Consider the following 24,822-nt stretch of genomic DNA (forward strand, 5'->3'; position numbering starts at 1 on the left):
ATTTTGAATGTTTAATGCTAGCTTGCTGAAGCCACGTATTGTTGAGGTCGAGACAGTCGCTCCCAACAGTGCAAAAGTAGTCATGGAGCCGTTTGAGCGTGGTTATGGCCACACTCTGGGTAATGCTCTGCGTCGCGTGTTGTTGTCATCCATGATTGGTTATGCTCCCACTGAGGTGTCAATCGCTGGTGTGGTTCATGAATACTCGACACTGGATGGAGTGCAGGAAGACGTAGTAGACCTGTTGTTGAACCTGAAAGGAATCGTCTTCAAGTTGGAATCACGCGATGTGGTGACCGTGACTTTGAAGCGCGAGGTTGAGGGTGTAGTGACTGCGGGTGACATTGAGCTTCCCCATGATGTTGAAATCATCAACCCAGATCACGTGATTGCCCATTTGTCGCAAGGCGGCAAGCTGGACATGCAGATCAAAGTTGAAAAAGGTCGTGGTTATGTGCCAGGTTCGGTTCGTCGTTTTCCTGACGAGCCAAGCAAGGCGATTGGCCGGATCGTGTTGGATGCATCATTCAGCCCGGTTAAACGTGTCTCTTACGCTGTGGAAAGCGCGCGTGTAGAACAGCGTACTGATTTGGACCGTTTGGTGATGTCGATTGAAACCAATGGTGTGTTGTCGCCAGAGGAGTCAATTCGTTTGGCTGCGCGTATTCTGGTTGAGCAGTTGTCGGTGTTTGCTGCACTGGAAAATACGGCTGAACCTGAAGTTTCTCAGCGTGCTCCACAGGTTGATCCAATCCTGTTGCGTCCAGTCGATGATCTGGAACTGACAGTACGTTCGGCAAACTGTTTGAAAGCAGAGAACATTTATTACATCGGCGATCTGATTCAGCGCACAGAAAACGAGTTGTTGAAGACTCCAAACCTGGGTCGCAAGTCATTGAACGAAATCAAGGAGGTGTTGGCCGCACGCGGTTTGACACTCGGTATGAAATTGGAAAACTGGCCACCCGCCGGTCTCGATAAGCCTTGAGCTTAGCGTTTGTTAGATTGAAGGATATTTAAAATGCGTCACCGTCATGGATTGCGTAAACTAAATCGCACCAGCAGCCACCGCCTTGCAATGTTTAGAAACATGACCAACGCTTTGTTGCGTCACGAAGTGATCAAAACAACGCTGCCAAAGGCCAAGGAACTGCGCAAGATTGCAGAACCCATTATTACCATGGGCAAGTCACCCACACTGGCCAACAAGCGCCTGGCATTTAGCCGCTTGCGTGACCGTGAAATGGTTGTGAAGTTGTTTGACGAGATCGGTCCTCGTTACGCGGCTCGCCCAGGTGGTTACATGCGCGTTTTGAAGTTTGGTTTCCGCAAAGGCGACAATGCACCAATGGCTTTGGTTGAGTTGGTGGATCGTCCCGAAACTGCTGAGATTGTAGAAATCGCTGAAGAGCAGGCCTAAACATTTGACATTGCTTTTTGTGGTGACTGTGTTGCCACTTTAAGTGATGCTGAATGTGAGTGTTCCGGAATCAGTTTTAAGAAAGCCGTGTTAGCTTATGCTAGCGCGGCTTTTTTATTTTCTTTGACGGGTCTGTTTTGTGTCGAAAGTTGTAGGGGATTTTGGTAAGTGGCTGGCTCTACTGTATTGAACTTGAGTGGCGTACGCAAAACGTATGGTGGACGCGCGGTACTGACTGGTTTGAATTTTTCGCTGAATGCGGGCGAGTGTGTTGCTTTGCTGGGGCCGAACGGCGCTGGAAAGTCAACCACGATTGCCTTGGCGCTGGGCTTGGCGCAGGCGGATGATGGCGTGGTGGAGTTGCTGGGGAAAACTCTTCCCGAAGCAGGGCACATTGCCAGGCAGGATGTGGGTGTGGTGCCTCAATACGATGCGCTGGACCCCGATTTCACGGTATTCGAGAACTTGATGGTGTTTGGCCGTTATTTCGGCCTGCACGGCAAGCAATTGCGTGAGCGTGCCGAGTTGTTGCTGGGTTTCGCGCAGTTGGTAAACCGCAGAAATGATTCGGTAGCCACATTGTCTGGCGGCATGCGCAGGCGTTTGATGTTGGCTCGCGCCCTGATCAATCAGCCAAAGGTTTTGTTTCTTGATGAGCCAACTACGGGCCTAGACCCGCAAGCGAAACATGTGATTTGGGATCGGTTGGTTGACCTGAAGCGCCAGGGCATGGCGATGTTTTTAACGACGCACTACATGGATGAGGCACAGCGCCTGGCGGACCGGGTGGCTGTGCTTGATCATGGCGATATTGTGGCTTGTGACAAACCCCTGACGCTGATCCGCAATGTGGTTGGCCACGCAGTACTGGAGTTGTGGGGCGCGGGTGCGGCGCGTTGCGTGTCGCAGCATGTGAGTTCAAAGGGTGAGCCGATCGAGCAGCGAGGCGAGACTTTTTATTTCAGGAATGAAAAAGCCGACGAGATGTTGGAGGCATTGAAACGTTCGCCCCAATCCGATGTGGACTATATTTATCGCCCGGGAAATCTGGAAGATGTGTTTTTCAGTTTGACTGGCAGGGCTTTGCGCGATGATTAATTTTCATGCGGTATTTCAGGTGTGGCGCCGAAACTTTTTGGTGTGGCGAAAGCTGGCGCTTCCATCGTTACTCGGCAATGTGGTTGACCCCGTAATGGCCTTGATGGCCTTTGGCTTGGGGCTCGGGTCGATGTTGCCCAATGTGGGGGGCATGCCGTACCTGAACTACTTGGCCGTGGGGGCTGTATGCATTAGCGCCATGAATGCGCCCACTTTTGAAGCCTTGTACTCTGCGTTTTCACGCATGCACACCCAGAAAACATGGCAGGTGATCATGAACACGCCGGTTCGCCTGCGCGAGGTGGTGTTGGGTGAATGCAGTTGGGCTGCCAGCAAAGGTTTAATTAGTACGGGGGCGATGTTGTTGATCATCGCAATGTTGGGTATTGGTGACGTTCAATTCTGGGTTTTGTCCTGGTTTGTGCTGATTCTTGCTTGTTTGATGTTTGCCGGGTTTGGGCTGTGTATCAATGCCAGGGCGCCTAGCTACGATTTCTTTATGTTTTATTTTACCTTGGTGGTAACACCAATGACATTCTTGTCGGGTGCATTTTTCCCGAGGGAGCAGTTGCCGCAATGGTTGAGGATGGTGGCTGACTACATGCCACTTTCGGTGGTGGTCGATGCACTCAGGGGTATTTATGCGCGTGATTTCAGCATGTTGCCGGCACTTTTGGTTCAAATGGCTGTCTATGCGACAGTGGGAATAGGGTTGGCGATATTCTTGACCGAACGCAGGTTTAAACGGAAAGGCGCATGAAGAACAATGCGGAACGCTGTTGGGTGGCTTATTCCACAGTTGACTCACATGGTCGTGCTACGGCGTTGGCACATCGTTTGGTGGATGAGCAGTTGGTGGCCTGTGTGAATATTGTGGGCCCGGTGGAGTCGGTGTATCGCTGGCAGGGAAAGGTTGAGCAGACCAAGGAATGGATGTTGATGATGAAGTGTTCCGAATCGCAATGCGAGGAATTGAAGAGGGCGTTGCCGCGTTTGCATGGCTATGAGGTGCCAGAGCTGATCCTGCTGCCAATTGCCGATGGACACGTGCCTTACCTTGACTGGATTGCTGCAAGCGGCAAGGGAGCTGGGGCATGAGTGAGCGAACCGTGCGCTGGATGTGGCCAACGTTGTTGCTGCTGGTCAGTTTGTGGATGAGTGTAAGCCAGGCCCGTGCCGATGATTTTTTGCCGCCCGAAGAGGCGTTTCAGTTCACTTTGAGTGTGCAAGACCCGGCTTGTGTTGAGAACTGCCTGATCGATGTGCGTGCCAAAGTGGCGCCGGAGTATTACTTGTACCGTGAGCGGTTTGCGCTTGAGAACCCGATGAGTTTGCCGGTGTTTGAGTTTGTTGACTTGCCGCGGGGCGATCGCAAGTTTGATGAATTTCTGAATCAGGAAATTGAAGCGCTTCGGGGAGAAATGGCGTTTCAAATTCGTTATGGTTTGGGTGATAACCCAGTGGATGTGGCCAATGCTGTATTGATTTCCCAAGGGTGCGCGGACGCAGGCTTGTGTTACCCGCCCATGACCACGCCGGTGGCATTCAAGGACAGTGGTTTGTTGGGTGGAGTGTTGGGTGGTGGAGTAGGCTCATTCTTCGGGAATAAGGTGGACTCGCCCTTAATGAATAGCAGGCAATCCAGCACTGGTTTGCCCGCAGATGAGGCGGGCGACTTGGCAAGCAGGCTGGCAGCCCAATCGTGGCTGGTGGTTCTGCCGGTGTTTTTTGGTTTGGGTTTGCTGTTGGCTTTTACGCCTTGTACTTTGCCGATGTTGCCAATTGTCAGCAGTTTGGTGGTTGGTCAGCAAACTGGTGGTCAAGGGGCGGCGGGCAAGACAAGGCCCATGGCTTTGGCATTGGTGTATGTGTTGGGCATGGCCCTGACATACGCTTTGTTGGGCGTGCTGGCCGGACTGACAGGTCAAAGCCTGGTCATGGCCATGCAACAGCCACCCGTGCTGTGGGCTTTTGGCGGTGTGTTGGCCTTGCTGGGGGTTGCACTCTTGATGGGTTATTCGCTGCAATTGCCGGCGAGTTTTCAAGGGTGGTTGCAAGAAAAAACCGGTCGCCTGAAAGGTGGGCAATTCATTCCCGTGTTGGTCATGGGCGTGTTGTCGGCTCTGTTGTTGGGTCCGTGTGTGGCGCCGCCCTTGGCTGGTGCGTTGTTGTATATCGGACAAACTGGTGACGCAGTTTTGGGTGGAGCAGCTTTGTTTTTACTGGCCTTGGGCATGGGCTTGCCTCTGGTGCTGTTTGCCGCCGGCGCAGGTGCAGCATTGCCAAAGGCTGGGGCCTGGATGAGTTGGGTGTCGGCTGCGTTCGGTTTTGTGTTGTTGGCCGTGGCGGTGTGGACAATTACGCCAGTGACGCCAGTGTGGCTGATTATGGCGATGTGGGCTTTGTTGGCGTGTATGACTGCGGCGGCCTTGTTTCATGGTGCAAGCAGCATGGCGACCATGGGCTCGCGAGGCAAGGTGATCAGCAAAACATTCGGTTTGTTGTTTACGCTTTTGGCCTTGATTTACCTGATGGGCCTTTTTTCTGGCTCAGGTAGCCTGCTTCAGCCTTTGGCTGGTTTGAATGGTCAGCAAACAGGTGCGAACGGAGTATCTCAACAACTTGCGACAGGCAAACCTGCGTTTGAGAAGGTGCGCAGTGAGGAGGTTGTGAGTTTGATTGAATCGAGCCAGCAGCCAGTAATGCTCGATTTTTACGCGGACTGGTGTGTGAGTTGCAAAGAATTTGAGTTGTTTACCTTGACGGACACCTCGGTCAAGGAAAAGCTCAATGGTATTCGTTTGGTGCAGGTGGATGTGACTGACAATACCGCAGGTGATCAGGCTTTGTTAAAGCAATTCAGCCTGTTTGGACCACCGGCAATTTTGTTTTTTCCGGCCGGGCAAACAGAGCCTATTCATCAGGTGATTGGCTTTCAGAATGCGAAGCGGTTTGATCAGACCTTGAATCAGGTTCGTCCCAACCTTGGTTTGTAAGCCTGGAGCCGTTCAGGGTTTGCCGAGGTGATTTCGGCCTTTGATCCAGAAGATCAATCCGATTGAAACGATGCTGGACAGGCCCATGAGACCCAGGCTGATCCAGAACCCATTCGGATTTTTCAAGAAAGGTATTTCTTCGAAGTTCATGCCAAAAATGCCGCTGATGAGCGTGAGTGGCATGAACAACGCTGTCAGCATGGTCAGCACGGTGACGATTTCATTGGTTTTGTGCGCTGTAGCGGAGAAGTGAAGCTGCACCGCAGTTTCCGTATTTGCTCCCAGGCGGCGGGTGAGGCTGACGACTCGCTCCAGGTGTTCAAGCGTGTCGCGTGCATTCACTTGGAGGGCGGCAGCCATGCGGCCTTCACGCTCTTGATCGTCTTGCCAGTCGGTGAGCGCATCGCGCTGGTCTTGAGCAACTGATTCCAGTCGATTCATTTCATTGCGAGCGGCGAGCAAGGCATTCCAGTCTTGAAAGCGTTTGCGCGGATTGAGCAAATCACGTTGCCAGCGATCCAGTTGTTCGGAAATTTCGATCCGGGTTTCCATGAAGCGGTCCACCAAATTGCTGACCAACTGGATCATGAGTTCGTCTGTGCCCGCTGGGGCACGTTTGAATTTCAGGAAAGTTTCGATTTCATCCATTGGTTTTTCAGGCGCACTGTCCACAAACTTGCGGGCCATGGCAAATGTGCGGCTGTCTTTGGGCCGAAATGTGACCAACAGTTTGGGAGTGATAACAAAAAACACTGGGCGTGTTTTGATGCTGAGCCGATTGTTTTCGTCAAACAGGGGTTTGCTGGACAATGACCGGATGATCAGAATGTTGTAGCCATCACCAATGTCGAAGTGACTGGGATGAAAGGTGTTGCCGAGGTCTTCCAGATGCAGTTCGTCCAACTTGAAGCCGAGCAGGGATTCAACCGCCGGCAGCCAGGACAACTCTTCATCGAGTTGTGTGTCGAGCCACAGAAACCCGGACTCGGGCAACTGGCTGGGCGCATCACTTAACTTCTTGATCTTGTCTTGAGTCAGATGCGTCCAGATTCCCATGCGAATTAACCCTGTTTCAGAAGTTTTGCCGCGTCGAGTGCGAAGTAAGTGAGGATACCGTCTGCGCCCGCGCGTTTGAAGGCCAGCAAGGATTCAAGCATGACGGCGTTTTCGTCCAGCCAGCCGTTTTGCGCGGCTGCTTTGATCATGGCGTATTCACCACTGACCTGATAGGCAAAGGTGGGACGGGCGAATTTTTCTTTCACGCGCCACAAAATGTCCAGATAAGGCATGCCAGGTTTGACCATGACCATGTCTGCGCCTTCATCCAGGTCCATGCCGACTTCCAGCAGCGCTTCATTGCTGTTGGCCGGGTTCATTTGATACACCTTTTTGTTGCTTTTTCCCAGGTTGCCGCTCGATCCCACCGCGTCTCGGAAGGGACCGTAGAAAGCCGAGGCGTATTTGGCGGAGTAGGCCATGATGCTGGTGTGAATGCAGCGATTGGCTTCGAGGGTTTCGCGAATGGCGCCAATGCGACCGTCCATCATGTCGCTGGGGGCGACAATGTCGACACCGGCCTGCGCTTGTACCAAAGCCTGCATTTGCAACACTTCGACAGTTTCGTCGTTCAGCACATACCCATGTTCGTCAATCAGGCCGTCCTGGCCGTGACTGGTGAATGGGTCGAGTGCGACGTCGGTCAGCAGCATCAATTCGGGAAAGCGCTTTTTCAGTTCGCGCACCGCATGTGGCACCAAACCCTCGGGGTTGGTGGCTTCCAGGCCATCGGCGGTTTTTTTATCGGTTTCAATGACCGGGAACAGGGCCATAACAGGCACACCCAATTCCAGGCATTGCTCGGCTTTGGCAAACAACAGGTCGAGTGACAGGCGTTCTACGCCGGGCATGGAGGCTACGGATTCACGTTTGTTGCTGCCGGGTACGACAAACACCGGATAAATGAAGTCGGCTGCACTCAAAGTGTGCTCAGACACGAGGCGACGCAGTGCATCGGTTCGGCGCAAGCGACGTGGGCGATGATAAAGGTGTTGGGTCATGATGTCGGTGGCTCAATTGCGGGTGTTTCGGAGGTGGGTGCGGGGGGGCGAACCCAGTTCGACAGCTGGGTTTCCAGCTCGGTCATACCGATCTTTTTCAATGCGGACCAAAGTTGAACCGTGATTTCATGGCCATTCACCCGATACGGATCGAGGGCTTTTTGTGTGGAACGCAAGGCAAGTACCTGCTCTTGACGGTTGAATTTGTCGGCCTTGGAAAGCAGGATATGCACCGGCAACTGGCGATGCCCCACCCATTTGATCAAAGCATAATCAAGTTCAAGCAGACCGCGACGGCAATCTACAATGAGCACCGTACCCACCAGGCTGGGGCGTTCAGCCAAGTAGCTACCCAGCTCTTTGTCCCACACGCTTTGGCTGGTTTGCGCCAATTGGGCAAAGCCGTAGCCGGGAAGATCGACCAGGCGCGCAATTGGCTCAGCCTGCTCAATGACATGAAAAAAGTTGAGAAGCTGGGTGCGGCCGGGCATTTTACTGGCGTAGGCCAATTGCCGCTGTTTGCACAGGGTGTTAATGGCCGTGGACTTGCCGGCGTTGGAGCGCCCGGCAAATACGATCTCGGGGACGCTGGCGCCCGGGCATTCGACCATGCGAGACGCAGAGATCTCGAAATGCGTGTTGTGGAAATTGATTGTCATGCGCACATTTTAGATGCAAGACAGCCGCTTGAGTGGTTATAATCTAGGGTTTGTGAAAACTTTGCCGCGGTTGCGCCTTTGTTTGACGTGCTTGTGCTCTGATTGGGCCGGGGTTGACAGGGTTTTTTGGATCGCCGCACTATTTTTTGATGCACTTTTTGATGGGTTTGACCATGCTGAACAAGCTGACGACGCTTAAACTGAGTTCTCTGTTTGCCGCTTTGATGTTTTCAATGTCTGTGGCCCAGGCTGCCGGCCCCGTTGAAGTGTTCAAGCCCGACTTGGCCAAAGGCAAGGAAATCATGCAGCAGTGTGTGGCTTGCCACGGTGCCGATGGCAATGCTTCTGCCCCTATTTACCCCAAGATCGCGGGTCAGCATGCCGAGTACCTGTACAAGCAGCTTGTGAATTTCAAGCCTGGCAAAGATGGTGAAAAGCCGCTACGCGATAATGCGATCATGGCAGGCTTCGCGGCTGCTTTGTCTGATGAAGACATGAAGAACGTATCGGCGTACCTGGCTGCTCAGAAGCAAACTCTCGGTTCTGCCAAGAACAAGGACACTCTGGCCTTGGGTGAAAAGATTTACCGCGGTGGTATTGCCGACAAAAAAATTCCGGCCTGTGCAGGTTGCCACAGCCCGAATGGCGCGGGCATTCCAGCCCAGTATCCACGTTTGGGTGGCCAGCACGCCCAGTACACGGAAAGCCAGTTAATTGCCTTCCGTGATGGTGTGCGCAACAACAGCGAACAGATGACAGTAATTGCAAACAAGATGTCGGACAAGGAAATGAAAGCAGTGTCCGATTACATCGCAGGTTTGCGTTGAACATTTGACGCAATCGCCGGTCAAAAAGGGGCTAGAGGATAGCCCTTTTTTTCGGCATGGGCAAAAGTCGGGAAAGTGAGAGAAGTACAAAGAGTCAATAGTGGGGAAGCGTGTGAGTAGTTCAGGGGACGTTGCAGACAATTTGAACCCACAAAGAATGGGCAAGCAGTCGTTTTGGGTCAGTTTGATGGAGTTGCTGGGCTCGATGCGTTTTGCAATCAGCCTGCTGACGCTGATTTGTATCGCCTCTGCAATTGGTACGGTGGTTGGTCAGGCTGATCCCTGGGTGAACTACGTGAACCAGTTTGGGCCTTTCTGGGCTTCGTTTTTCGAGCCCATGGGTTTGTTCCGAATTTACAATGCGCCCTGGTTTATCGCCGTGATGGCGTTTTTGGTGGTGTCCACTTCCTTGTGCGTTTACCGCAATACGCCCAAGATGATCAAGGAAATGCGGGTGTATCGCGAGAATATTCGCGAGAACAGTTTGAGGGCCTTTGCTCACCGTTGGGAGGGGCGATTCAAGGAGAAGCCCTCTGAATTGCCAGGCATCGTCACCGAGTGGCTGGAGCACAAAGGCTTCAAGGTCAAACAATCGGTGCGCGACAACGGCACCATGGTGGCCGCCAAAGCAGGCAGTGCAAACCGTTTTGGATACATCGCCGCGCATTTGTCGATTATTGTGATTTGCATTGGTGGCTTGCTGGACAGTGGTGTGCCTTTGCAGCTTGCCGTTTGGGCAACTGGCAAAACGCCAGTGACCGGGGCTGAAATTACGGCCGGTATTCCGGAAAAGGCGCGCCTTGCGGAATCGAACCCAAGTTACCGTGCCAATTTGCTCTTGCCAGAGGGTGAAACCAGCCGTGTGGCGGTGTTGAACACCGATGATGGTTTGCTGGTGCAAGACCTGCCGTTTGAGCTGACCCTGAAAGAATTTCGAATTGATTTTTACAGCACGGGCATGCCCAAGCTGTTTGCCAGCGATGTGGAGGTTTTTGACCCGGACACACAGGAGCGATTTGAGGCCACGATTGAGGTGAACAAACCGCTGATTTACAAGGGTGTGACGGTGTATCAGTCGAGCTTTGACGATGGTGGCACCAAGGTTCAACTGAAAGGCATTCCGCTAACCGGCGAGCGTGACTATCGCTTCGACCTGGATGGTGTGGTGGGTGGTGGCCGAGACCTGAGCCAGTTGCAAGGCGATTTGAGCCGGGATTTGAAGGTGGAGTTCACTGCCTTCAAATCAATCAATGTAGAGGCCTTGCCCGTGGACAACGCTGACCAGGTGAGCGTGGACGATTTGGCCTTGGGCAATGCCGATGCCTTGTCACCTTTCGAGACCAACCTGGCCAGCGTGTTGGGCCCCGGTGTCAAAGAGGACGCAAAGACCAAATTCACGAACATTGGCCCCAGCATTACCTACAAGTTGCGCGACCAGGCGGGGCAAGCCCGTGAGTTTCACAATTACATGTTGCCCATTAACCTGGATGGCGGACGGTATTATTTGGCGGGTGTGCGTGAAACCCCCGCGGATGGTTTTAAGTATCTGAGAATTCCAGTCGATGACAATGGCCAGCTGGAGGGCTTTATGCGCTTCCGCGCAGCCCTGCAAAATGATGAAATTCGAAGAACCGCGGCACAGCGTTTCGCGCAGCAGGCATTTGGCGACAGGCCCGATTCGGCCCAGTTGGTGGCCAGTGTGGCTGACAGTGCGCAGCGTGCCCTGGAGCGTTTTGCGGGCTTGAATAATTCGCTGTCAGGCTTGCCCGCCATTGCGCAGTTTATTGAAAGCACCGTGCCCGAGGGCGAACGAGAGAAAGCCAGTGACGTGATTATTCGTTTGTTGCAAGGCGCCATGTGGGAGGTTTATCAACTTTCACGCACCACGGCCAACTTGCCTCCTGCAGTACCTGATGAAGTACATGGACGATTTGTGCAGGACGCACAAATTGCCCTGTCGGATTTGTCGCTGTATGGCGCGCCAGTGATGTTTCAGCTGGACCAGTTTGATGAGGTGAAGGCCAGTGTGTTTCAGTTGGCCAAAGCCCCGGGGCAATGGATTGTCTATCTGGGTTGTTTGTTTTTGTGCATCGGGGTATTTTCGATGTTCTACATCCGCGAGCGCAGGGCATTTTTCTGGGTAACCCAGGATGAAGAGGGTTCCAAAGTGATGATGGGTATGTCCACCACTCGAAAGACCATGGATTTTGAGAAAGAGTACGAGCAGTTTGTGAATGAATTGAACAGCAGGGCTGCGCCTAAAGCAGCCTCGGCAGGAGATGCGGTATGAGTTCGACCTGGATCAATCAAAGCCCCACGGGCGATAAGCCAGGCTTGCCCACGAAAAAGGCGGGTTGGTTTTCAAAATCATTTCACTGGAGTGACTTTGCGTTTGCCGCATTGTTGGTGGCTGCGGCGGGTTATGCCTCGCAGCAATACCACAGTTTCATGGACATTTACGAGATCACTATTTTGTGGAGTTGTGTGCCTGTTACGGCTTACATGGCTTACCGCTGGGGATCACTGAAATGGTTGATTTTGACTGTCGCGGGTTTGAGCTTGCTGGCGATTTCAAGTTATGGCGGTGATTTGGCGGCCGCAGAGCAGAAGTTTTTCCTGAAGTACCTGCTTTCAAGTCAATCCGCCATCTTATGGATGGGCGTGATGTTTGTGGTAGCCACTGTGTCCTACTGGATCGGCTTGGTTGGCCGTTCTCCCACAGCGGGTTTTGTGGGCACGGCGTTGACCTGGGGTGCTGTTGTGATGGGCTTTGCCGGCATGTTCATTCGCTGGTACGAAAGCTACCTGATAGGGCCGGATGTAGGCCACATTCCGGTTTCCAATTTGTACGAAGTTTTTGTGCTGTTTGCCCTGATTACGGCGATCTACTACCTGTTTTACGAGCAGGTGTATAAAACCCGCCAGCTGGGTGCCTTTGTGATGTTGGTGGTGGTGGCCGCAGTGGGCTTTCTTGCTTGGTACGGTGTGGAGCGCCAGGCTTATGCCATTCAGCCATTGGTGCCCGCCCTGCAAAGCTGGTGGATGAAAATTCACGTACCCGCCAACTTCATTGGTTACGGTACTTTCTCGATTGCAGCGATGGTGGCGTTTGCTTACCTGTTGAAGGTGTATGCCCATGCGCCCAGTATCAAGGCATTGATTCCCACCGGTATTTTGGGTGTGTTGATGTTCCTGGAGCCCATGGTGTTCCGTACTGAAGGAATTTCAATTTACTGGGCCTTGTACCTGGGCATTGGTTGTGCCGTGGTGGGTGCAATTTTGCTGGCGCGCAAGCGCATTGCAGATGCTTTGCCCCCGCTGGAAGTACTTGACGACGTGATGTACAAGTCGATCGCCGTGGGTTTTGCATTTTTCACAGTGGCCACCATTTTGGGCGCTTTGTGGGCCGCAGAGGCCTGGGGCGCATACTGGCAATGGGACCCGAAGGAAACCTGGGCGCTGGTGGTGTGGTTGAACTATGCTGCCTGGCTACACATGCGTTTGGTGAAAGGCCTGCGTGGCGTGGTCGCATCCTATTGGGCTTTGGTGGGCTTGCTGGTCACCGGTTTTGCTTTCCTGGGCGTGAACATGTTCTTGTCTGGTTTGCATTCTTACGGCGAGTTGTAATCAGGTAAGCGATTAGCGCGCTGAGTAATAAAAAAGCCCCGGTTCGCTTGAATCGGGGCTTTTTTCTTTCATACCTGGATGTGATTAAACGTCGAGTTCCGGGCGAAGCTGGTCTTCGATGGTTTCGCGCCGACGAATCAAAGTGACTTTGCCGTTTTCCAAAAGCACTTCCGCTGCACGGCCGCGGCTGTTGTAGTTCGATGCCATGGTTTGGCCGTAGGCACCCGCTGACAAAATGGCGAGGTAGTCCCCCTGTTCAATGGTCAGTGTGCGGTTTTTTGCCAGCCAGTCGCCCGATTCACACACCGGGCCCACCACATCGTATTCTTGTGCCGTGGCATGGGGGTTGTTTTGTACCGCCACCACACCATGGAACGCTTTGTACATTGCCGGGCGCATCAGGTCGTTCATGGCGGCGTCCACGATCGCGAAGTGTTTGCCTTCATTTTCTTTCAGGAATTCAACCTGGGTTAGCAAAACCCCCGCGTTGCCTACAATGGAGCGTCCGGGCTCGAATGACAAGGTGGGCATGCCGCGACCCTTGGCTTGGGCCCAGCTTTGAACTTTGCCGATTAACTTGGGTAGTACTTCAGCCGGTGTGGGTGGTGTTTCGTCCAGATAACGAATGCCGATGCCTCCGCCCAGGTCGAGGTGGTTGATTTCAATGCCGTCTGCTGCCAATTGATCAAGCAATGCCAATACCCGGTCAAGCGCATCGAAATAGGGGCTTGCATCCGTGAGTTGAGAGCCAATGTGGCAATCGATGCCATGCACATTCAGCCACGGGTGTGAATTGGCAAATTGATAAACCCGTTTGGCCGCGCTCATCGACACGCCAAATTTGTTTTCTTTCAGGCCCGTGGAAATATAGGGGTGGGTTTTTGCATCGACATCGGGATTCACACGCAGCGACACATTGGCTTTCCGTTGCAATTTCTCGGCAACCAAGGCCACGCGCTCCATTTCGGCTTCAGATTCCACATTGAAGCAGCCCACGCCTTGACCCAGTGCGTATTCAATTTCCTGCATGGATTTCCCCACGCCTGCGAACACGGCCTTTTCAGGAGCACCACCTGCTGCGATGACACGTGCCAGTTCACCGGCAGACACAATGTCGAACCCTGCACCCTCTTGGGCCAGCAATTTCAGAATATGAATGTTGGAGTTGGCTTTGACCGCGTAGCAAATGGTGACGTGGGCCAGACCCTGACAGGCGCTGGCGTATGCACGATAAGCCGCTTTGATGGAAGAGGCGGAATACACATACAAGGGTGTTCCGAATTCCTGCGCCAAACCGGAAAGCTCGGTGCTCTCGAATTGAAGTTCTCCACTGGCTGTGTCGAACTGCAAGTGGGGGTTGAGATCGCTGGGATTCACTGAGTTGTTTTGCACGGTAAAATTGCTCGAAAATTGTAGGTTTAGCGGTTTTGCTGTTGTTCAGGTTTGTCGTAGCCAGCGGGCTTGGGCAGAGGGGCAGGCGGCTCGGGCAAATAAAGTGGTCCGCGTTGGCCGCAAGCATTCAGGCCCAGTGCAAACAGGGTGACAATGGCCAATGTTCTTAGAGGTGATTTTTTCATGACAGACACAGAATTCCAGGCGGTGGTGGATGCCACCTTGGTTCAAGTAGAAGAGTATATTGAATCCTTGGTCGATACGCTGGACCTTGATGCAGATTCAATGCGCTCGGGCAATGTATTAACCCTTGATTTTGAAGACAAGGGCAAGATGATTTTAAACAGCCAGGTGGCCAATCACGAGTTGTGGCTGGCTGCAAAATCGGGTGGTTTTCATTATCAGTATGCCAATGGCGAATGGCTGGACACCCGCAGCAAAACGCCCTTTAAAACTCACTTTGTTGAACTGCTGAGTGGCCAATTGGGGCAAAACTGCCCCAATTTCTAAGTGTTTTAGTTGTTGCCGAACAGCCGTTCAATATCATCCCGCGGCTGCTCTCGCGGGCGGGCTGGTGCCGCGTGGCTGGTACCATCGCCTGCGGTGGGGTTGCCACTGATGGGTGCTTCGCCGCTGCCCTCGAGCATGCCGCCCAAGCCTTTCAGGAAATTGAAAAGGCTTGGAATGTCGTCGCCACCGCCGTTCACATCGATGCGGCCCACGCCGTTGCCGGGTGTGTATTCGGAGTAGTAATAATTCCCGTCGATGTATTCAATGCCTGGGGGGACCACTTGTGGTTTTTCTGGTGAATCAGCCAGCGCCACTTTCATGTAATCAATCCAGATTGGCAAGGCCAGGCCTCCACCTGTTTCGCGGGCACCCAGGTTGCGGGGTTGGTCGTAGCCAACCCAGGCCACCGCTGAAATGTCGCTGTTGTAGCCTGCGAACCAGGCGTCGTGGCTGTCGTTGGTGGTGCCTGTTTTGCCAACAATGTCTCCCCGGTTGAGCACTTTGGCCCGGGTGGCAGTGCCGCGCTCAACCACTTCGCGCAGAAGGCGGGTGGTCAGAAATGCATTGCGGGCATCGATTACACGGTTGGCTTCCTCGCCAGCAACAGCAGGGCGGGCACGGGCCACAATTCGACCGGTGCCATCGGTGATTTTTTCAATCAAATAGGGTTTGACGCGGTAACCCGAATTGGCAAATACGGCAAACGCGCTGGCCATTTGAAGGGGGTTTGTTGTAACAGCGCCCAAGGCCATGGTGAGGTAGGGCGGCACATTGGCAGCAGGAAAGCCAAACTGTGTGGCCCAACGCTGGCCGTATTGTGGGGTAATTTCTTGTAGCACCCGGATGGACACCATGTTTTTCGACTTGGCCAGGCCTTCTTTGAGCAACATGGGGCCATCGTACTTGCCATCGTAGTTTTTCGGGCTCCAGTCCTTGCCACCCGGGGTGTCGGCTGGCACAAAAATGGGCTCATCGGCCACCAGTGTGGTTGGTGTGATTCCCTTTTCAAGTGCAGCAGAATACACAAATGGCTTGAATGCCGAGCCCGGTTGGCGGGTGGCCTGGGTGACATGGTTGAATTTGTTGCGAGAAAACTCGAACCCACCGGACAGGGCGCGGATTGCGCCGTCTTTGGGGCTGATGGCAATAAACGCAGCTTCCACTTCAGGCAATTGCGTCAGCATGGGGGGCTGGTCTTTGCGTTTTAAAATACGCACAACAGCACCACGTTTCAGTCGTTTGTTGGCAGGGGCGCGTTCATTTAACCAGCTTTCTGCGGGCTTCAGGCTTGTGCCTGTCAGTTTTAGGGGCTCCCCTGCGCCTTGCGACACCACCACTTCAGTGGGGCTGGCGGATAGCACCACTGCGCTTTGTAAAAAGCCGTAGTCGGTGTAGTCGCTGATGTTGTCACCGATGACTTCTTCGGCTTCTTTTGGGTCGTTGGGCAGCTCAATGTAGCCTTCAGGGCCACGGAAGAATTGACGCAGTTCATAGTCCATCACGCTGTTGCGCAAGGCGCGCTGGGCAGCACGCTGTTCTTTTGCAATCAAGGTTGTGGTCACGGTGATGCCCGAGGTATAGGCCTCTTCGCCATACATTTCAACCACGGCCTGGCGTGCCATTTCAGCTGCATAGTCGGCATTGATCGTCAGGCCTGTTGTGGCCTCGATGTCATCGCCGTTGGCTTTGCGGTTGCGGTACACCAACTCGGTGTTCAAGGCTTCTTCAAACTGTGTATCGTCGAGATACTCGAGGTCGTTCATGCGGCGTAGTACATACTCCTGGCGCACACGGGCACGGCTTGGATTCACGATTGGATTGTAGGCAGAGGGCGCTTTGGGCAAACCAGCCAACATGGCTGCCTCTGCGGCATTGATGTCGCGCAGCGGTTTGCCGAAATACACTTGTGAGGCAGATTGAAACCCGTAGGCGCGTTGGCCCAGGTAAATCTGGTTGATATAAAGCTCCAGAATTTCGTCTTTGCTCAGGCTGTCTTCAATTTTGTAGGCCAGCAGCACTTCATACAGTTTGCGGGTCCAGGTTTTGTCTCGGGTCAGGAAGAAATTGCGGGCGACCTGCATGGTAATGGTGCTGGCGCCCTGTGTGCGCCCGCCCGAGTGACGTTGGTCACCAAGGCCCGTGCAACGCCCATGAAGTCGATGCCGCCGTGCTCGTAGAACCGATCGTCCTCGGCCGCCAAAATGGCTTGTTGCATCACCAAGGGCACCTCGGTAATGTCGACTGGGCGGCGGCGTTCTTCGCCAAATTCACCGATCAGTACGCCATCGGTAGTCAACACGCGCAGCGGCACTTTGGGTCGGTAATCAGTCAGGGTATCGAGGTCGGGTAACTTGGGGAAAATAAGTGCCAAGGCCACGCCCACGAGCAGCGCGCCAGACACGCCCAAGCCGATCAGTACGGTGAGCGCGGTCGCAATGAAGCCATCGGAGTGGTGCTTGAGGCGGATTTTGTTTGAATTCACAGGTCGGAGCAGGATTGGTGTCAGTGGTTACATTGTATCTGCCAACGCACGGGAATTTCCGATCGTTGACTCTAGTGGTGAATTCGTGCTCTCCCCCTAGTGGTTGTACCCCTCCAATGAGGGTTAGCTGGCTACGCTGAATTCTCTACCCTGAAGCTCTACCTTGCTCAGGGTTCATTCATGAAATCAGTTCGAAAGTGGTTTTTCAGCTTGCACGCAGGCGCGGCCCATGCCTTGTCCATCTCGTTCAGTGGTGGCAGGTGGCGGTGGGTTTACGGAGAAATTGAGCGCCAGGGCCGCCTGTCATTCAAGTCGATTCGTGCATCGGGTGGCGGTACCCTGGAGCTTGTCCCTCAGGATGATGCTTTGTTGAGTGCGGCATCCCTGGAGCAAGCGATCGTGGCTGCAATTCGGGAGCTACCACCCACTCTAGCCAAGCCACAGTTCGTGGTGGTTTCTGTGCCTTCCAAACATGCTTATTTGGGGGAGATTGGCGTGGCCAAGGATGAGCGCGAGAACTTGATTCGTTTTCAGATTCAGGAATTGATGGAAGCAGCTGCGGGGGAATCGGAGCGTGAGGCTGCTTTTGATTGGCAGGTGAAGGCAGAACTGTCAGATGGCAGCATTAGCCTGGCTGTTGCAGGAATTGACCAAAAACAGGTTGATGAAATCATGCGTGCCTGCCAGTCCTGTGGATTGACCTGTCTGGGCATTACGCTGGACACCGTGGCTGCCATGAATGGCTATTTGCAGATGGCTCCTGCTGCATTGAAGTCGGCAGATATCCGTTTCCTGTTGCACGGTGAACTGTCTCGCCACCATGTTCGATTGGCCGTTTTCTCTCAAGGTGTGCTGTTCAATGAAAGCTGGGAGCACAGCGAGGAGGGCTTCTCGGTGGTGCAGGCAGTGTCTGCGCTGGAGCGCCTTGTATCGACCTGGACACGGGACGGTGCCCCTGAGGAGGTTGCTTCGGTTCGCCTGATTCTTGGAGGCGAGCTGATGTATGCAAAAGGGTGCGAGTCAACTGCCAAACGCAGCCAAACCTTGTCACCACGCTTGATTGATATTTCTCCCCGAAAAGAATTGCAAGGACGATGGCATGACGACGTGGTGCCGTTTGGTGCTTTGGAGGCGATGCCATGCGAGTAATTCTATTCAATCTTTACCCTTACCGGGTGTTGCGTGAGACACGCAGAAAGCGCCGTTTCATGGCCGAGTTGACGGTGGGTGTAGTGCTCGGTTTGGGTGCCTGCTACGCCATTGGCAGCGAATTTAGCGCGCGCGTGGCAAGACAAGAGGAATTTCTTGGCAATTTGAGCGCGATGGAATCAGAAATGGCGACACGCGTGGCCGAGGTTCAAGCCATGAAAGACAAGGTGACGGTGTTGAATCGCCAGGTGAGTGCTTTGGAGGCGGTGGAAAAAGAATCGATTCTTGCAAGCAGATGGGTTTCTTTCCTTGACGGGACGGTGCCTTCCAATGTGTCGATGACGCGTTTGTTTGTGAGCAAAGACGTGTTGATCATCAACGGCTTTACTGATGCGGTGTCAAGCCTGGCGCAGTGGGTGGACCAAATGGAGGCTGGCAACAGCCTGTTCGAATCAGTCGACCTGGTATCGGTGACTGAGCCGAAGCAGACGGTCAAGGGTGTGGTGGACAACCGCCATCTGTTTGAGATCAGGGCTATTTTGCGAGGTGCTGAGCATGCGCCTGGATGAGATGAGTTTTCGGGACTTGGCCGATGAACTGCCCTTGCTTCCTTGGTCAAAAAGGCTGTTGTTGATGGGGGGGCTTTGGTTGGTGTTTTTGGTGCTGGGTTTTTTTCTGTTCTGGAAAGACACCTTAACCGTGAGCACACAACTTGAAACCAATATTCAGGAATCTTTGGCCCGTCTGGATACGCAGTCGCGTTTGTTGCTGGACCGACCTGCGATTGAGGCTGAATTGGCTCAACTGGAGGTGCAGTTGCCTTTGCTGAAAATGGCCTTGCCCTCTGAGCGTGAACTGGCCTCGCTGCTGGAGCGTATCAATGAAGTGATTCTGGATCACGAATTAAAGCTTGCCGAGTTTACGCCCAAAGAGCCATTGAACCGCGAAGTGATGCGTGTGGTGCCGGTGACAGTCAGTGTGCGCGGTGATGGCGATGCAATTTCACGTTTGCCGAATTACATTGCCGCACTTAGCCGCCAGGTGAGTTTGAAGGAGTTTGACATGGCGTATTTGCCGGATGAGGGTGGTTGGAAAATGACCGGTGAGCTGAATGCCTTTGCACAACTGCCCTTGAATGCACCGCAAACCGTGGAGGTCGAAAACCCATGATGGACTTTCTCTTTTCGATACTGCTGGTGCCCTTTTTTCCTGAATTGGGAGATCCCCAGGACAATCACGCCGTGGCCATGGCGGAGTTGGGGCAACGCCTGAACGCGGGTCAGAGGCAAGCTGGGGATGTATCAGAGCCTGAAGATTCAAGCGCGTTACAACACGCGGGCAACTTGAGTGTTCGTGCGGCAGATTTACCGCCGATCACCGGTCGTTTGTTTCAATGGTCGAGTACCCAATGGGGCGATGAGGCCGATCGGCGCGCAGCCGTTAATTTGTCGGCGGAATCGTTGCGCCTGACGGGTTTGATTGAGTCGGCTGGTCAACGTGTTGCCATTCTGAATGACGGGCACGTCGACCATGTTGTTGGGGTGGGCAGTTACGTGTTGGGCACCTACAAAGTGACCTCTTTTGGACCGGGGCAGGTTGTGCTGTCGCGAATAGACTCCAGGGCGGGAGAAAAGCGCCTTGAACTGAACTTGATGCCAGTGAACATACCCGAGGATGCTCAATGAACAATCAACTATTTAATGCTGGGTTTGTGCGAACTTGTTTTAAGGCAGTTGCGCTGGCAGCGGGTTTGCTGATGCATTTGCAAGTTCATGCCCTGGCGGTGGTGGACGCCAAACTGGAAGAGTTGGCCGACCAGGCCCGCGTGACCCTGTTTTTTGATCAGGATTTCGATGGCAAATTGGGCTTGTTCCGGATTGCAAACCCTGCCCGACAGGTGCTTGATTTTCCCGTTGAATTGGGCAACAGCACGCTACCCATGGCTTTTCCCTCGGGCAGCAGAATCAAAAAGGCCCAGCTGATCGCAGCGGGCGGAAAAACCCGACTTGTGTTTGAGTTGGCGCAAAATTACGAAGTGCAGCTTAATCAAAAAGATCGCGCAATTGAGCTGACATTCTCCGGACCAAAACCCTTTCAGCCCAACGGCGGGCAGGCAGCGGTGTTGTCTGAGCAAAGTGAGCTCAAAGACACTGTTGCGCAGATCATGGGCAGGCCTGCAATGATTGCAGAAGGCCCGGTCATGAAAGCCTGGAAGATGGACAAATTGGCTGGAAAATGGGTGCTTCGGCTGGAGTTCGATCGGCCCGATATTGTAGCGGACGCGGTGCTGCTGAACGACCAGTTGAAAGTCAGGTTCGCCAATGCGCAACTTGCTTCGGGTGTTGCGCGGCAATTGCAAACCACTGGAGATTCACCGATTGCCATGGCGGAGTTGAAGCCTGGAGATTTGGCATTGACTGTTCAGATGAAACTGAATGGTGCCACGCACCTGGTGCGTCAACGTGGACCAGTGGTGGAGGTTGAGCTAAGCCCGACGCAAAACATGGCTGCACAAACAAAGGCAATTGAACTGAAGCCCGCAACTTCAGAGCAAAGTGTGGTGGCCCGATACATAGGCCGCCCAATTACGCTCGACTTCAAGGATGCCGATATACGCACCGTGATGCAGGTGTTTGCCGACTTTACAAAAATGAACCTGGTGTTGAGCGACTCGGTTCAGGGCAAGGTGACGGTGTTTCTTAAAGATGTACCGTGGGACCAGGCGCTGGACATTGTGATGCGCTCCAAAGGTTTGGTGTCGAGCCAGTCGGGCAATGTGTTGTTGGTTTCCACGCCCACGGATGTCACCAACGATCAGTTTCAAACCGCCAACCGCCGTGCTCAGGACGAAATGGAGCCCTTGGTGTCCAAGGTGTTTCAGGTGAGCTATCAAAAAACAGCCGACTTGGTGGCGTTGATCAAATCAGAGGATTCCAAACTGTTGTCGGCTCGAGGCACCTTGATTTCAGATGAGCGCACCAGCCAGATTTTCGTTCAAGACACGCCTACCCGGCTTGAGCGTATCAGCATGATCGTCAATGGTCTGGACAAACCTGTGAAGCAGGTGATGATTGAGGCGCGTGTTGTGCTTGCAGATACCTCGGTGTCTCGAGATTTGGGCATCAGGTTGCGGGCCCTGTCATCTCGGGCAGACCCGGGTTTTGGGGATGTTGGCGATCAGTTTGGCAGCGGCAATTTCGTGAATACCGGTGTTGAAAACGCGACCAATTTGGGCTACACCCTGTTCAATGCCAATTCAACGCGATTGATCAATTTGCAGCTTCGGGCGCTTGAAATTGAAAACAAGGTGCGCACGGTGTCCAATCCCCGCGTCATTACCTCGAACAAAGAACCTGCCTTGATTGAGCAGGGTACTGAAATTCCTTACCAAATTGCCACCAGCAGTGGTGCAACAGCCACCGAGTTCAAGGAGGCCAATTTGAAGTTGGCAGTAACACCTCAAATTGCACCCGACGGCACGGTGCTGCTGGATGTGGATGTTGCGAAAGACTCCATCGGAATAGAAACTTCCAACGGACCTGCGATCGACACACGCCGGGTGAAAACCAAAGTTTTGGTGAGCGACGGAGGCACAGTGGTTCTGGGTGGTATTTTCGAAGAAGATGACAATGTGCTGAATGACAAAACCCCGTTTTTGGGTGATATCCCGGGGTTGGGTGTCTTGTTTCGTGGCAAAAATGAATCCAAGCGCCGTGCTGAATTGTTAATCTTTTTGACGCCGGTTGTGCTTACAAGCCAATAGCACATGCTTTACCGTACAATGATTTGATTGTTCACAAAGACTTAACGAAGTGTCTAATCAATGCATTGTGCTGGTGGGCATGATGGGTGCCGGCAAAAGCACAGTCGGCAAGGCCTTGGCCAAGCATCTGTCCTGGGAATTCACTGACACCGATCACCTGATCGAGCATCAAACAGGTGTCAGTATTCCCGTTATTTTCGAGATTGAGGGCGAGGCTGGTTTTCGTCGACGAGAATCGACTGCGCTGGCCAGCTTTGTTGGCCGGGAAAGGCAGGTGATCGCCACCGGCGGCGGCATCGTGCTGGCGCCAGAAAATCGTGAACTTCTGAAGCAAATTGGTGCTGTGGTGTATTTAAGCGCCTCGGCGGCTGAACTGTACCAACGCACGCGGATGGACAAGAACCGCCCCTTGCTGCAAGGCCCCAACCCCCGCAAGAAAATTGAAGAATTGCTGGCAGCGCGATTGCCTTTGTACAAACAGTGCGCCGATGTGGTCGTGGAGACTGGCCGGCAACCTGTTTACCAAATTGTGAACAAAATCAGCCATGCTTTAAAATTGGGCCAAAAGGCGCCCGACACTGAACAGAAGGCCACCGGAACAGAATGAGTCAATACACCCTTGAAGTTGATTTGGGCGAACGCAGTTACCCGATTCACATCGGCGCGGGCCTGCTAGACAAGGCTGCCCTTTTTCAGCCCCATGTGGCGGGTAAAACCGTGATGATTTGTACCAACACCACGGTAGGGCCCTTGTATGCAGAACGTTTGAAAACCACGTTGCAGCAAGCAGGTGCGAAGCTGGTACATGTGGTCAGCCTGCCGGACGGCGAGGAATACAAAGACTGGCCCACCCTGCAGCGGGTGTTTGATGCCTTGTTGCAAAACCACTGCGACCGCAAAACCGTGTTGGTGGCGCTGGGCGGCGGTGTGATTGGGGACATGGGCGGCTTTGCGGCGTCCGCCTTCATGCGCGGAATTCCCTTTATTCAGGTGCCCACCACTTTGCTGAGTCAGGTGGACAGTTCGGTGGGTGGAAAAACCGGTATCAACCATCCCTTGGGCAAAAACATGATTGGTGCGTTTTACCAGCCGCAAATGGTGTTGACCGATATCTCTACCCTGAACACCTTGCCGGATCGCGAACTGAGTTGCGGCCTGGCTGAAATCATCAAGCATGGCGCAATCGCAGACACAGAATACCTGGACATGGTCGAGGCCAACATGCCCGCTCTGCTGAACCGTGATCCCGAGTTGTTGGCGCTCGTGGTGAAGCGTTCCTGCGAGATCAAGGCCAATGTGGTGTCTAAAGATGAGCGTGAAGGTGGCATACGCGCCATTTTGAATTTTGGTCATACCTTTGGGCACGCGATTGAAGCAGGCATGGGCTATGGCCAGTGGTACCACGGCGAGGCCGTGGGTTGTGGCATGGTGATTGCTGCCGATTTGTGCCGCCGCATGGGTCGCCTGAGCATGGAAGAATCTGCGCGCCTGAAGAAGATTGTGATTGATGCCCGGCTGCCAGCCATTCCGCCACGCTTGGGCGTGGACAAGTTCATGGCGTTGATGGCCCATGACAAAAAAGCGGATTCGGGCTCGATTAAATATGTGCTGTTGAATGGCCTGGGTGGGGCATCCACCTCGCCGGCCGATGAGGCCCTTGTACGGCAAACATTGCAGGAAATGGGGGCAGGGGACTAACAGTGCGCAACTTCGAACTCAGTTTGGCCCCGTATGCAGTCAGTTCCACGAACACACGTGGCCGGCTGCACCCTGAGAAAAGCCCGGAAGGCCGAACCGAATTTGAGCGTGACCGTGACCGCATTATTCACAGTGCAGCGTTTCGTCGCCTTGAATACAAAACCCAGGTATTTGTAAACACCGAAGGTGATTTGTACCGCACACGCCTCACCCACAGCCTTGAAGTGGCACAAATTGCGCGCAGCATTTCCCGCAACTTGGGCTTGAACGAGGAGTTAACCGAGGCGGTGGCGCTGGCCCATGATTTGGGGCACACGCCCTTTGGCCACGCCGGGCAAGACGCACTCAATGAATGCATGGCCCCGCACGGGGGCTTTGAGCACAACCTGCAAAGCCTGCGGGTTGTGGATGAGCTGGAAGAGAAATATGCCAGTTTCAATGGCCTGAACTTGTGCTTTGAAACCCGTGAAAGTATTTTGAAACATTGCTCGAAGCCCAATGCAGAGAAGCTGGGTGAAGTAGCCGACCGTTTTTTAAGCAACCGCCGTCCGGTGCTTGAAGCACAAGTGACTAACCTGGCCGATGAAATTGCCTACAACAACCACGACATTGACGATGGTTTGCGTTCAGGCCTGATTACCCTGGAGCAAGCGGCCGAGGTTCCGCTGTTCAAAATACACCTGGACCGTGTGAAAACCCGCCACCCCAATATTGAAGGTCGCAGGCTGATTCATGAAACTGTGCGCGGCATTATCAATGCTTTGGTTCAAGACCTTTTGCATGAATCGGAGCGCCGAATTCAAGCCATGAAACCCACCTGTGTTGCTGATGTTCAATTGGCCGACAAGTTGATTGGTTTCAGCCCGGAAATGGCTGAGCTGAACCACGCCCTGAAGGTGTTTTTGCGCAAAGCCCTGTATCAACACTATCAAGTGTTGCGCGCCACGTTAAAGGCTCGTCGCGTGGTTCAGGAGTTGTTCCATATTTTCATGGATGATCCACGCCTGTTGCCACCCCAGTTTTTTCAGCGTTCCGAAGCTGATATACCACGTGCAATCGCGGACTACATTGCCGGCATGACCGACCGCTATGCCATGAAAGAGCATCAGCGCCTGACTGTGCCCGGCGTTCAGTAACACCAGCG

Annotated in this window: 22 protein-coding genes and 2 pseudogenes; 18 read left to right on the plus strand and 6 right to left on the minus strand. The window is 53.5% G+C overall.

The features are described 5' to 3' along the window. Positions 1-7: 7 nt before the first annotated feature. The 6 genes from rpoA (at position 8) to dsbD (ending at position 5,514) form a co-directional block, all read left to right on the plus strand. Positions 8-988, plus strand: a complete 981-nt coding sequence (gene rpoA, locus BSZ31_RS06625; protein ID WP_008249422.1) for a DNA-directed RNA polymerase subunit alpha — start codon at positions 8-10, stop codon at positions 986-988. Between the two features lie 33 nt (positions 989-1,021). Beyond that, the gene (gene rplQ, locus BSZ31_RS06630; protein WP_008249425.1) at positions 1,022-1,420 is read left to right on the plus strand and encodes a 50S ribosomal protein L17; all 399 of its coding nucleotides are present in this window, start codon (positions 1,022-1,024) and stop codon (positions 1,418-1,420) included. Positions 1,421-1,588: 168 nt separating this feature from the next. Continuing rightward, positions 1,589-2,518, plus strand: a complete 930-nt coding sequence (locus BSZ31_RS06635; RefSeq protein ID WP_105028077.1) for an ATP-binding cassette domain-containing protein — start codon at positions 1,589-1,591, stop codon at positions 2,516-2,518. Further along, entirely contained in the window at positions 2,511-3,278 is a 768-nt protein-coding gene (locus tag BSZ31_RS06640; RefSeq protein ID WP_105028078.1) for an ABC transporter permease, read from the plus strand. The genes BSZ31_RS06635 and BSZ31_RS06640 overlap by 8 nt, the downstream gene beginning before the upstream one ends. Then, positions 3,275-3,616 (plus strand): divalent-cation tolerance protein CutA, encoded by a 342-nt coding sequence (gene cutA / locus BSZ31_RS06645; protein ID WP_105028079.1) that lies wholly within the window; start codon positions 3,275-3,277, stop codon positions 3,614-3,616. Before BSZ31_RS06640 ends, cutA begins: the two co-directional genes overlap by 4 nt. Then, on the plus strand, positions 3,613-5,514 hold the full coding sequence (gene dsbD / locus BSZ31_RS06650; RefSeq protein WP_105028080.1) for a protein-disulfide reductase DsbD: 1,902 nt from the start codon (positions 3,613-3,615) through the stop codon (positions 5,512-5,514). The genes cutA and dsbD overlap by 4 nt, the downstream gene beginning before the upstream one ends. A gap of 12 nt (positions 5,515-5,526) precedes the next feature. On the opposite strand, the gene BSZ31_RS06655 is transcribed toward dsbD, so the two are convergent. From BSZ31_RS06655 to yihA, 3 genes are read right to left on the minus strand one after another with little or no spacing between them, the layout of a single operon-like run. Beyond that, on the minus strand, positions 5,527-6,570 hold the full coding sequence (locus tag BSZ31_RS06655; protein ID WP_105028081.1) for a magnesium transporter CorA family protein: 1,044 nt from the start codon (positions 6,568-6,570) through the stop codon (positions 5,527-5,529). Between the two features lie 5 nt (positions 6,571-6,575). Further along, on the minus strand, positions 6,576-7,571 hold the full coding sequence (gene hemB, locus BSZ31_RS06660) for a porphobilinogen synthase (RefSeq protein WP_105028082.1): 996 nt from the start codon (positions 7,569-7,571) through the stop codon (positions 6,576-6,578). Beyond that, a complete protein-coding gene (gene yihA, locus BSZ31_RS06665; protein WP_105028083.1) occupies positions 7,568-8,230 on the minus strand; it encodes a ribosome biogenesis GTP-binding protein YihA/YsxC in 663 nt (220 codons plus the stop codon). The genes hemB and yihA overlap by 4 nt, the downstream gene beginning before the upstream one ends. Positions 8,231-8,391: 161 nt before the next feature. On the opposite strand from yihA, the gene BSZ31_RS06670 reads away from it, so the two are divergent. From BSZ31_RS06670 to ccsB, 3 genes are all read left to right on the plus strand, one after another. Further along, positions 8,392-9,057: a cytochrome c gene (locus tag BSZ31_RS06670; RefSeq protein ID WP_240605659.1), complete on the plus strand. Its 666-nt coding sequence runs from the start codon at positions 8,392-8,394 to the stop codon at positions 9,055-9,057. A gap of 112 nt (positions 9,058-9,169) precedes the next feature. Continuing rightward, positions 9,170-11,347 (plus strand): cytochrome c biogenesis protein ResB, encoded by a 2,178-nt coding sequence (locus BSZ31_RS06675; protein ID WP_240605660.1) that lies wholly within the window; start codon positions 9,170-9,172, stop codon positions 11,345-11,347. After that, a complete protein-coding gene (ccsB, locus tag BSZ31_RS06680; RefSeq protein ID WP_105028086.1) occupies positions 11,344-12,684 on the plus strand; it encodes a c-type cytochrome biogenesis protein CcsB in 1,341 nt (446 codons plus the stop codon). Before BSZ31_RS06675 ends, ccsB begins: the two co-directional genes overlap by 4 nt. An 84-nt stretch (positions 12,685-12,768) precedes the next feature. On the opposite strand, the gene lysA is transcribed toward ccsB, so the two are convergent. Further along, the gene (lysA, locus tag BSZ31_RS06685; protein WP_105028087.1) at positions 12,769-14,076 is read right to left on the minus strand and encodes a diaminopimelate decarboxylase; all 1,308 of its coding nucleotides are present in this window, start codon (positions 14,074-14,076) and stop codon (positions 12,769-12,771) included. A 77-nt stretch (positions 14,077-14,153) separates the two neighbouring features. Beyond that, a pseudogene (locus tag BSZ31_RS06690) lies at positions 14,154-14,261 on the minus strand (lipoprotein); the annotation flags it as partial. Between BSZ31_RS06690 and cyaY the strand changes: the two are divergent. Further along, a complete protein-coding gene (gene cyaY, locus BSZ31_RS06695) occupies positions 14,260-14,586 on the plus strand; it encodes an iron donor protein CyaY (RefSeq protein ID WP_105028088.1) in 327 nt (108 codons plus the stop codon). The pseudogene BSZ31_RS06690 and the gene cyaY sit on opposite strands and share 2 nt — an antisense overlap. Positions 14,587-14,591: 5 nt before the next feature. On the opposite strand, the pseudogene BSZ31_RS06700 reads toward cyaY, so the two are convergent. Continuing rightward, positions 14,592-17,068: pseudogene (locus BSZ31_RS06700) on the minus strand (penicillin-binding protein 1A). A gap of 180 nt (positions 17,069-17,248) precedes the next feature. On the opposite strand from BSZ31_RS06700, the gene BSZ31_RS06705 reads away from it, so the two are divergent. The 8 genes from BSZ31_RS06705 to BSZ31_RS06740 are packed head-to-tail and all read left to right on the plus strand — an operon-like array spanning position 17,249 to position 24,814. Then, positions 17,249-18,217 carry a hypothetical protein gene (locus tag BSZ31_RS06705; RefSeq protein WP_105028089.1) on the plus strand — a complete coding sequence of 323 codons (969 nt, stop codon included), beginning with the start codon at positions 17,249-17,251 and terminating at the stop codon, positions 18,215-18,217. Beyond that, entirely contained in the window at positions 18,208-18,786 is a 579-nt protein-coding gene (locus BSZ31_RS06710; protein ID WP_146106626.1) for a PilN domain-containing protein, read from the plus strand. The genes BSZ31_RS06705 and BSZ31_RS06710 overlap by 10 nt, the downstream gene beginning before the upstream one ends. Beyond that, positions 18,773-19,387, plus strand: coding sequence for a type 4a pilus biogenesis protein PilO (locus BSZ31_RS06715; protein ID WP_105028091.1), 615 nt, complete (start codon positions 18,773-18,775; stop codon positions 19,385-19,387). Before BSZ31_RS06710 ends, BSZ31_RS06715 begins: the two co-directional genes overlap by 14 nt. Then, the gene (locus BSZ31_RS06720) at positions 19,384-19,902 is read left to right on the plus strand and encodes a hypothetical protein (protein WP_105028092.1); all 519 of its coding nucleotides are present in this window, start codon (positions 19,384-19,386) and stop codon (positions 19,900-19,902) included. Before BSZ31_RS06715 ends, BSZ31_RS06720 begins: the two co-directional genes overlap by 4 nt. Next, the gene (locus tag BSZ31_RS06725) at positions 19,899-21,980 is read left to right on the plus strand and encodes a type IV pilus secretin PilQ (protein WP_105028093.1); all 2,082 of its coding nucleotides are present in this window, start codon (positions 19,899-19,901) and stop codon (positions 21,978-21,980) included. Before BSZ31_RS06720 ends, BSZ31_RS06725 begins: the two co-directional genes overlap by 4 nt. Positions 21,981-22,029: 49 nt before the next feature. Next, positions 22,030-22,587: a shikimate kinase gene (locus tag BSZ31_RS06730; protein WP_335618241.1), complete on the plus strand. Its 558-nt coding sequence runs from the start codon at positions 22,030-22,032 to the stop codon at positions 22,585-22,587. Then, positions 22,584-23,678, plus strand: coding sequence for a 3-dehydroquinate synthase (gene aroB / locus BSZ31_RS06735; protein WP_105028094.1), 1,095 nt, complete (start codon positions 22,584-22,586; stop codon positions 23,676-23,678). Before BSZ31_RS06730 ends, aroB begins: the two co-directional genes overlap by 4 nt. Beyond that, positions 23,651-24,814, plus strand: coding sequence for a deoxyguanosinetriphosphate triphosphohydrolase (locus tag BSZ31_RS06740; RefSeq protein WP_369907287.1), 1,164 nt, complete (start codon positions 23,651-23,653; stop codon positions 24,812-24,814). The genes aroB and BSZ31_RS06740 overlap by 28 nt, the downstream gene beginning before the upstream one ends. Positions 24,815-24,822: the final 8 nt, after the last annotated feature.

It is taken from the genome of Limnobacter sp. SAORIC-690, assembly GCF_002954425.1.
GTDB classification, from domain to species: domain Bacteria; phylum Pseudomonadota; class Gammaproteobacteria; order Burkholderiales; family Burkholderiaceae_B; genus Limnobacter; species Limnobacter profundi.